At 31.1% G+C, this 8,550-nt stretch carries 9 protein-coding genes; 8 read left to right on the top strand and 1 reads right to left on the bottom strand.

The features are described from left to right. Positions 1 to 108: 108 nt before the first annotated feature. A complete protein-coding gene (locus K0040_RS15570; protein WP_228109682.1) occupies positions 109 to 285 on the bottom strand; it encodes a hypothetical protein in 177 nt (58 codons plus the stop codon). A 271-nt stretch (positions 286 to 556) separates the two neighbouring features. Here K0040_RS15570 and K0040_RS15565 point away from each other — a divergent pair, with 271 nt between their 5' ends. The 8 genes from K0040_RS15565 to K0040_RS15530 all read left to right on the top strand — a co-directional run bounded on the left by K0040_RS15565 (position 557) and on the right by K0040_RS15530 (position 8,417). Continuing rightward, complete coding sequence (locus K0040_RS15565; RefSeq protein WP_228109681.1) at positions 557 to 1,099, top strand: DUF2815 family protein; 543 nt, start codon at positions 557 to 559, stop codon at positions 1,097 to 1,099. 12 nt (positions 1,100 to 1,111) lie between these two features. Further along, on the top strand, positions 1,112 to 3,049 hold the full coding sequence (locus K0040_RS15560; RefSeq protein ID WP_228109680.1) for a DNA polymerase: 1,938 nt from the start codon (positions 1,112 to 1,114) through the stop codon (positions 3,047 to 3,049). 190 nt (positions 3,050 to 3,239) lie between these two features. Continuing rightward, positions 3,240 to 5,618 (top strand): virulence-associated E family protein, encoded by a 2,379-nt coding sequence (locus K0040_RS15555; protein WP_228109679.1) that lies wholly within the window; start codon positions 3,240 to 3,242, stop codon positions 5,616 to 5,618. Between the two features lie 292 nt (positions 5,619 to 5,910). Continuing rightward, a complete protein-coding gene (locus K0040_RS15550) occupies positions 5,911 to 6,174 on the top strand; it encodes a Mor transcription activator family protein (RefSeq protein ID WP_228109678.1) in 264 nt (87 codons plus the stop codon). A gap of 297 nt (positions 6,175 to 6,471) precedes the next feature. Beyond that, complete coding sequence (locus K0040_RS15545) at positions 6,472 to 6,669, top strand: hypothetical protein (protein WP_228109677.1); 198 nt, start codon at positions 6,472 to 6,474, stop codon at positions 6,667 to 6,669. Between the two features lie 6 nt (positions 6,670 to 6,675). Beyond that, positions 6,676 to 6,819: a hypothetical protein gene (locus K0040_RS15540; protein ID WP_228109676.1), complete on the top strand. Its 144-nt coding sequence runs from the start codon at positions 6,676 to 6,678 to the stop codon at positions 6,817 to 6,819. A 139-nt stretch (positions 6,820 to 6,958) separates the two neighbouring features. After that, positions 6,959 to 7,114, top strand: coding sequence for a DUF3658 domain-containing protein (locus tag K0040_RS15535; protein WP_159334106.1), 156 nt, complete (start codon positions 6,959 to 6,961; stop codon positions 7,112 to 7,114). Positions 7,115 to 7,343: 229 nt separating this feature from the next. Continuing rightward, positions 7,344 to 8,417, top strand: a complete 1,074-nt coding sequence (locus tag K0040_RS15530; RefSeq protein WP_228109675.1) for a hypothetical protein — start codon at positions 7,344 to 7,346, stop codon at positions 8,415 to 8,417. The last annotated feature ends 133 nt before the right edge of the window (positions 8,418 to 8,550 follow it).

The following is an 8,550-nucleotide window of genomic DNA, read 5'->3' as shown; positions in this document are numbered from 1 at the left end:
TATATTAATTTGTCCTATTAAATTTAAAATCATGGCTATCCCTCCCGGGATAAGGATAGCAGAAATTTGTATAATTTTGTACATTTTTATATTCCATTTTATGTACATCTATATAGTATCATTTACATAGTAGTTGTTTATGTGGTATTGATCCCCTTCTTTGTTCAAAACTGTTTCCTCATTTACAATAAAGTCCAGTAGAAGCTTTGTCACTTCAATGTTTGTAGCATTACACATTCCTTTTTTTATTGTTTTTGCATAAGTAGCAAAATTCAAAGTATACATAGGTCTCCTCCTATAACCATTTAAATTTTATCCCAATTTTGCCCTGATTTTATCCCAATTTTGTCCCGATTACTTCTTTAGCAATTGGTTTTATTATTTAAGTATAAAAGTTATAAAAAAAATATTTGGAAAAATAACTTCTATATTATGGATTATAGCAATAATTTAGTCATTTGGACAGAATATTTGTTCTTTTTTATAGAAAATTTGTTTGATATAACTTTTATAAAATAAAATAATCTGTAAAAAACACACTAAAGGAGGAGTAAATATGAGTAAAAACACAAATTTGAGAAAGGTGATTGTACCATGTAGATTTTCTTATCTATATTGTTTTCAGCCTAATGTTTCCAGTGAGTATGGAGAAAAGTATTCTGTATCAGCAATAATACCAAAGAGTGATATTAAAACAATTGAATCAATTATGAAGGCAGTTGACCAAACAAAAAAGGACCATGCATCTAAATGGAATGGAAAAATTCCTAGTAATTTGAAAATACCCCTTAGAGATGGTGACTTGGAGCGCCCAAATGACGAGGCTTATAGAGGATGTTATTTTTTAGGTGCAAACAATAAAAGAAAACCTGAAGTGGTGGACAAAAAGGTCCAGCCTATTTTAGATGAAAAGGAAGTTTACTCTGGTTGTTATGGTCGTATTAGTGTTACTTTTTATGGTTATAACACAGATGGAAACATGGGAATAGGAGCAAGTCTGGGCAATATCCAAAAGATAAAAGATGGTGAGATCTTAGGTGAGAGAGTAAGTGCCAAGGATGAATTTGGTGAAATCAGCGAAGAAGATTTTCTGAGCTAAGGGGAGGAGAAAGTGGATATTTTATCAATTGATATAGAAACATTCTCGAAGGTGAATTTAGCAAAGTGTGGTGTTTATGCTTATAGTGACTGCGACAGTTTTGAGATTTTGCTATTTGCTTATGCTTTTAACAATGACCAGGTGGAAATTGTGGACTTGGCAAAAGGAGAAAAGTTGCCAGAGAAAGTTATTAAGGCATTACAAGAGGAAAAAATTATAAAAACTGCTTTTAATGCTGTATTTGAGAGAACTTGTCTTTCAAAATATTTGGGAATAGACCTTTCACCACAGTCTTGGCTTTGTACACAAGTTCAATCAGCCATGCTAGCTTTGCCAGCATCCTTGGAAAGTGTGGGAGATATATTAAATATAAAAAGTAAAAAAATGAAGGAAGGTAAAGATTTAATAAAATTTTTTTCCATACCTTGCAAACCTACTAAAAATAACAACTATAAAGAAAGAAATCTGCCAAGAGATGCACCAGATAAGTGGAAAATATTTAAAGAATATTGTATAAGAGATGTGATTTGTGAGAGACAAATTAGAGAAAGACTAAGTAAATTTCCCATAAGTCATAGTGAAATGGAAATTTATAAAATAGATCAGGAGATAAACGACAGAGGCATACTTGTTGATATGGATTTTGTAAACAAAGCCCTAGAATGTGATTTGAAACACAAAGAAAAAATCACCTCCAAACTTTATGAATTAACAAAAATAGAAAATGCCAACTCCATATTACAAATGAAAAACTGGCTAAAAGACCAGGGAGTTATGACTGATAGTTTGGACAAAAAATCCGTGAAAAAATTAATAAAAATAAGTGAAGGAAAAGTAAAAGAAGTTTTAAAACTTAGGCAGTTAATGAGCAAAACTTCGGTGAAAAAATACGAAGCCATAAAAAGATGTGTTACAAAAGACAAAAGAGTTCATGGATTGTTTCAGTTTTATGGAGCCAATCGCACAGGCAGATGGGCAGGAAGACTTGTTCAAGTGCAAAACCTTCCACAAAACCATATAAAAGACTTAGGTTTAGCAAGAGATATGGTGAAAAGTGGAGAGTATGAAAAGCTGGAACTTTTGGAAGAAACCACACCTAACATACTGTCCCAACTTATAAGAACAGCCTTTGTACCAAGGGAGGGCTATGAGTTTGTGGTGGCAGATTTTAGTGCTATTGAGGCCAGGGTTTTGGCTTGGATTAGCAATGAACAGTGGAGAATAAAGATCTTTGAAAGTCATGGCAAAATATACGAAGCATCAGCAGCAGAGATTTTTAATGTACCTATAAATGAAGTTACAAAAGGAAGCAGCCTAAGACAAAAAGGTAAGATTGCCGAGTTAGCACTGGGCTATGGTGGATCTGTGGGAGCATTAACAATTATGGGAGCTTTGGAAAAGGATTTAAAAGAAGAAGAATTATTACCCTTGGTGAAAAAATGGAGAAGAGTAAACTCTAATATTACTAAGTTTTGGTGGGATGTGGGAAATGCAGCCATAAAAACAGTAAAGGAGAAAATGCCAGTTACTGTGGGGAAAATCACTTTTTCCTATGAAAGTGGAATGCTTTTTATAAAACTTCCCAGTGGTAGAAGACTGGCTTATGCAAAACCTAGAATGGGAAAAAATAAGTTTGGCACATATTCATTAACTTATGAAGGCATAGGTGAGCAGAAAAAATGGACAAGAATTGAAACCTATGGACCAAAACTAGTGGAAAATATAGTACAGGGAATAAGCAGAGATATTTTAGCTTATGCCATGTTGAACATAAGAAACAAAGGAGGGGATATTGTTATGCATGTTCACGATGAGGTAGTTGTGGAAGTGAAAAAGGATGAAAAAACAGTGGATGAAATATGTGACATAATGACAATAGTCCCACCATGGGCTAATAACCTACCCCTAAGAGCAGAAGGCTACAAATGCGACTTTTATAAGAAAGAATAACAGGCTAAAAAAACAACAAGGTAATAAAAAATACAAATCTAGGAATATAACAAGAAAACGTCTAAACTTGTTATATTCCTAGTAGGAAATAATATTACAACCTCTTTCAATTATTAAAGACAATAATATTAAAATGCCCTTAATTTATACAAATTGAAAAATAATGCACCCATATAGAAAGGAGTAAAAAATGAAGATAGATATAAGCATAGGGAAATCTCGAAAAGATAAAATATGGAAGTATGAAAAGATAGATTTAGAAGAATTTATAAAACTAATATCATCCACAACTAGAACAAGTGAAACTATGGAGCAGTACAGAAATCTTACAAAGGAAAAGCAAGATGATATCAAAGACGTGGGAGGATTTGTACTTGGTAAATTAAAAGATAACAGACGAAAAAAAGATTGTGTCATAAGCCGAAGTGGCCTAACTCTAGATATGGACTATGCCACAGTAGGTATTATAGACGAAATAAAAATGTTTTTCCCTTTCACTTCTTATTTTTACTCCACACACAAAAACACAAAAGAAAAGCCAAGACTTCGACTAATAATCCCCCTAAGTAGAAACATAAGCCCGAAAGAATACTGTGCAGTTTCCAGAATGATAGCAAAGGAAATAGGAATTGATTTATTTGACGATACAACTTACGAAGCAAGCAGACTGATGTACTGGCCATCCACTAGTATGGATGGAGAATTTATTTTTGAGGAAATAAAAGGGGATTTATTAAATCCAGATGATGTTTTGCACAAATACAAAGACTGGACAGACTCTAGACAGTGGCCCGTATCTAGCAGACAAAATATTATTATAAAACATGATGTAAAAAAACAAGCAGATCCTCTTGAAAAAGAGGGTTTGGTAGGTGCATTTTGCAGAGCTTATAGTATAGAAGATGTTGTGGAAAAATTTCTTTCTAATATATATGAAAAAAGTGAAATGGAGGGCAGATATGATTACATCCCAGCCAATTCTTGTGCAGGAGTAGTTGTTTATGATAACAAATTTGCTTACTCTCACCACGCTACAGACCCAGCTTGTGACAAGTTGGTTAACGCTTTTGATATGGTGAGAATTCATAAGTTTGGTCATTTGGATGAAAATGTGGAGGGGAATGAGGAGTGTGTAAATCTGCCTTCGTATAAAGCTATGGAGGAGTTTACTGTAAATGATGAGAAGGTAAGGTTGCTATTGTCAAAGGAGAGGAAAGAACTAGCCTCTATGGAGTTTGATGTGGTGGAGGATGAGGAGGAAAATAAAGATTGGCAGGAGCTTTTGGAGTTAGACAAACATGGCAAAGTAAAAAGTACTTTATCAAATATAGCAACAATTATTCAATATGATCCTAATTTAAAAAATATTGTATATAACGAGCTGAAATCTTCCATAGATGTTATTGGAAAACTTCCTTGGAAAGAATCAAAATCAGGATGGTTTGATGGAGATTTGGCTTGTGCAAAATTGTACTTTGAAAAAGTTTATGGGATTTGGTCTCCAGCTAAATTCAAGGATGCACTTTTGGCAGTAATTTTTTCAAAAAGAAATTATCATCCTATTAAAGAGTATTTTAGTAAATTAACTTGGGATGGTATAGAAAGAATAGACACACTTTTAGTAGATTATTTGGGGGCAGATGACACGGAATATGTAAGAGAAGTAACAAGAAAAACTCTCTGCGCTGCAGTAGCTCGTATATATGAACCAGGTATAAAGTTTGACTCAATATTAGTACTTTGTGGTCCTCAGGGAATAGGAAAATCCACCTTATTCTCAATTTTAGGCAAAGATTGGTATTCAGATTCATTATCTATAACAGACATGAAAGACAAAACAGCAGCAGAAAAACTCCAAGGCTATTGGATATTGGAGCTGGGAGAACTGGCAGGAATGAAAAAAGTAGATTTAGAAACAATTAAATCATTTATAACAAGAACAGATGATAAATTCCGCCAAGCCTATGGAGTAACTGTGGAAAATCACCCAAGAAGCAATATTATAGTTGGTACAACTAATGCAGAAAGTGGATTTCTAAGAGATATAACAGGAAACAGAAGATTCTGGCCAGTTGACGTAAGCGGTGGAGGAAAATACAAATCGTGGGATTTAAAAGAGACAGATCAAATTTGGGCAGAAGCAATTGTTAAATATAAAGAAGGGGAAATTTTATTTTTAAAAGGAAAAGCAGCCATAGAGGCTAGTATAGCACAACAAGGTGCAATGGAAGGAGATGATAGAGAAGGTGTAGTTATAGACTATCTGGAAAAGTTACTACCAAGTAATTGGGACGAAATGGATCTATACCAAAGACGTAGTTTTCTTAGTGGTGATGAACTTAGTCAAGATTTAAAAGTGACTATTAAAAGAGAAAAAGTATGTACTATGGAGATATGGTGCGAGTGTTTTTATAAGGAACGTCAAAACTTAAGACGAATAGACTCTTATGAAATTGAAGGAATTATAAACCGTATTGGAGGATGGGGAAAAATATCTACCAATAAATCTGGAAAAACAAGATACCCATTATACGGTCCTCAAAAAACATTTGTTAGAAAATCATCCTAAGAACATAGGAACTAAACAAGAGGTATGGGAACTAAACATTGTGTGCCTATGTTTCCCACAACGAGATAGGAACATAATCAAGGCAACAAGTTGTAATGTAGTAAAATACAGGTGTGTAACTGATAGTGTTCTTTTGTTCTTATAATATATACTAGAGTAATAAATAATAAAATATATAAGAAATAGGCACACGAACACACATATACACGTATATACGTATATAGAAAAGTTTGACCCCGAGGAACGGACCAAGGAACGCTATGTAGGAACACCTAGTTTGGGAGGAATAAATATGAATGTTTTAATGGAAGATATACCTTATAACTTACATACAATGGCAGATATAGTGGGAATGGAAAACTTCTTGCAGATTTGCAAAATGTATGGAGGCAGCTGTGTATACATTCCTGTGTATAGCAAAATGATTATGGGAGATAGGAATAGAAGAATTATTGAGGAGTATAATGGAAAGAATTTGGACAGGTTAAGGGTGAGATATGATCTTAGTAAGGAGCAGGTGAAGTATGTGCTTAGGAAGGAGGGAGTGATAGGTTAGGGGTGAAAGGCTTAGATCTTGTGATGCAGGGTCTAGGTCTTTTTGATATAGGGTTGTGAAGTGTATCACAACAATAAGAATAAATTATTTAGCAGATAACATTAAAATTTCTAATAAAGATGCTATACTTTATGAGGAAATTATGAAGATTCTATTTTAAAAATAACGAAAAATGGATCAAATGCTAATAAATTTATTTAGATATAAAATCACAAGGATACAAAGGTGGGATATTCTAATGTAAGACACTATATTCCATATTTAAGAAATAATATTCTAAATAAATAAGATATTCAGTTGACTGACTATATTGATAGCAAAGATTTGTTGAACTTACTATACAATAAAGATAAATATTTAAAAACGATTAATTTCGAAAGTTTTAAAGTTTTATTAAATAAATATGAAGAAATAAAAATAGTATTAGATATAATTGATAATTTTAAAAGTATGTTGTTTAATGGTAATTCAAGTGATTTAGATAAATTAATTTAAAAGAATATGAAATTAAATATTAGCGAAATTAACAGTTTCTTTGCAGAAATTCAAAGAAGTATATTAGCAGTAAAAGTTATAAAAAGAATTATGTATGGCAAATGTAGCTTTGAAACACTTAAAACAAAGGTTATTTTAACGGAAGAATAAATAGAAATAAACTAATAGTGGAAAGAACCACTTTCGTATTAACATTTAAACATTTATTATACTTATCTAAATTAAGTTTTATATTATCATAGGAGAGAATAGTCCTCCGAGAGCAGTAGTAAAGAGAAATTAATAGGTATTGAAGAAAAATTCTTATAAATACCTTGGAAAAGAACCAATCAAAGAAGCTAGAGTAATTGGTAATGTTCTTGGGTATTATCCATTGAAAATTGGGGATTGGTGGTATGCATCAATAATTGAACATATGATAGAAAATAACATAAAAGCAATTTAAGATATCCTTAATTTAATCGAGGATATTTTAAATTGCTTATTTTTATTTTATATAAAATAATTCACATTATAATTTATTATGACTATGCAATATTTAATTTGAAAAAATTAAAAAAAATATAGTTTAATGAGGAGAATACGTAAGAATGTGGAGATTGTAATTGTTAGAATATAAGTAATTGAACCTTGAAAAGTGAATAAACTACTAAAATTTAAAAGGAGATTTAATAATGAAGAGAATAAGATTTATAATCAAAAATGTTGAGGCTGTACAGAAATATATTAATAATGATGAGATAAAATTAAGTGAAGGAAATTTAGAAAAATTTAATTCCTATTTGCAAATACAAAACTTAATGGAGTTAATTCCTACATCATATGAATCAAGTGACTTAGAAGAATTTTATAATAAGACAGGATTAAAAGCGATACATTGGAAATGTGAAGATAAATATTCATGTAAATATTGTGATCGATTTAGTGAAATGTCTTCATCTTATTTACAACCTAAAGAGAATGAGGATATAGAAATTATAGAAGACGATGACGATTGGGATATAGAAGAATATTCAAGCCAAATTCATGACTATATTTATTGTCTTAAAGGTATTGAAAAGAATAAAAGTATAGATATAAAAATAACAAAGCAAAAAATAGAGAAATTAGCATATGAAGTCTTAGATATGTTTTATGATGATGGTGCTGATGATGTGGAAGTTTTTTTCAATAATAAGTGTGTGAGTAAAATAAAAAATTTAGATACAGACACAATAGAGAAGATATGTAATGTAAATAGGACGCCATATAAAGAAGTTTATTGTCCATCGAAACATATCTTAACAATTAGATCAGAAAAAATATTTGATATATTTAACGGATGGAATAATATATTTAAAAAATTTATGACTTTGATTAGTAAATATAACTTAGGTGCATCCATGTATTTTTCTAATGATTGCTCTTTATACCCTGTTGATATGAACTATGATAATATAAAATATTTAGATTATTCGAGGGGAAAGAGAACAGAAAAACGTGTTATTGATATGTGGTCTATGCCAGTAGATACATATGAAGCATACAGACAGTTCTCTAACATTTGCTATACTTGCCGTATAAATAAAGAAGAAAAAAGTCAAGGGGACAGAACTATAATTGCATTTAAATATAAAGAACTATATTTTAATTTGTATTCTAATTACCTAACAAATTCAGGTTTAAAAAAAGAAATAAACAAAGTAACAGATTTGCTAAGGGAGATTGGTTGTAGTAATATTAGATTTTATAATGAGTATTGGTATTAATATTAGTAATTTTACTTTTGTTTTTAGGAAGAAAGAACATAATTAGGTATCAATATCTAATTATGTTCTTAGATATAAAGAACTAGATTTTTATGACGATATATATAATAGGAAAAAATAATATACTACACAT

It is taken from the genome of Terrisporobacter petrolearius, assembly GCF_020748185.1.
Lineage (GTDB): Bacteria > Bacillota > Clostridia > Peptostreptococcales > Peptostreptococcaceae > Terrisporobacter > Terrisporobacter petrolearius.
Note: the sequence above shows the minus strand (reverse complement) of the source record. Positions and strands in the feature narration are given on the sequence as shown.

Bases quoted from the DNA above. Each gene is read 5' to 3' on its own strand.
- K0040_RS15530 (WP_228109675.1), top strand. From the start codon at position 7,344: ATGAAGAGAATAAGATTTATAATCAAAAATGTTGAGGCTGTACAGAAA.
- K0040_RS15565 (WP_228109681.1), top strand. From the start codon at position 557: ATGAGTAAAAACACAAATTTGAGAAAGGTGATTGTACCATGTAGATTT.
- K0040_RS15555 (WP_228109679.1), top strand. From the start codon at position 3,240: ATGAAGATAGATATAAGCATAGGGAAATCTCGAAAAGATAAAATATGG.
- K0040_RS15540 (WP_228109676.1), top strand. From the start codon at position 6,676: ATGAAATTAAATATTAGCGAAATTAACAGTTTCTTTGCAGAAATTCAA.
- K0040_RS15550 (WP_228109678.1), top strand. From the start codon at position 5,911: ATGAATGTTTTAATGGAAGATATACCTTATAACTTACATACAATGGCA.
- K0040_RS15570 (WP_228109682.1), bottom strand. From the start codon at position 285: ATGTATACTTTGAATTTTGCTACTTATGCAAAAACAATAAAAAAAGGA.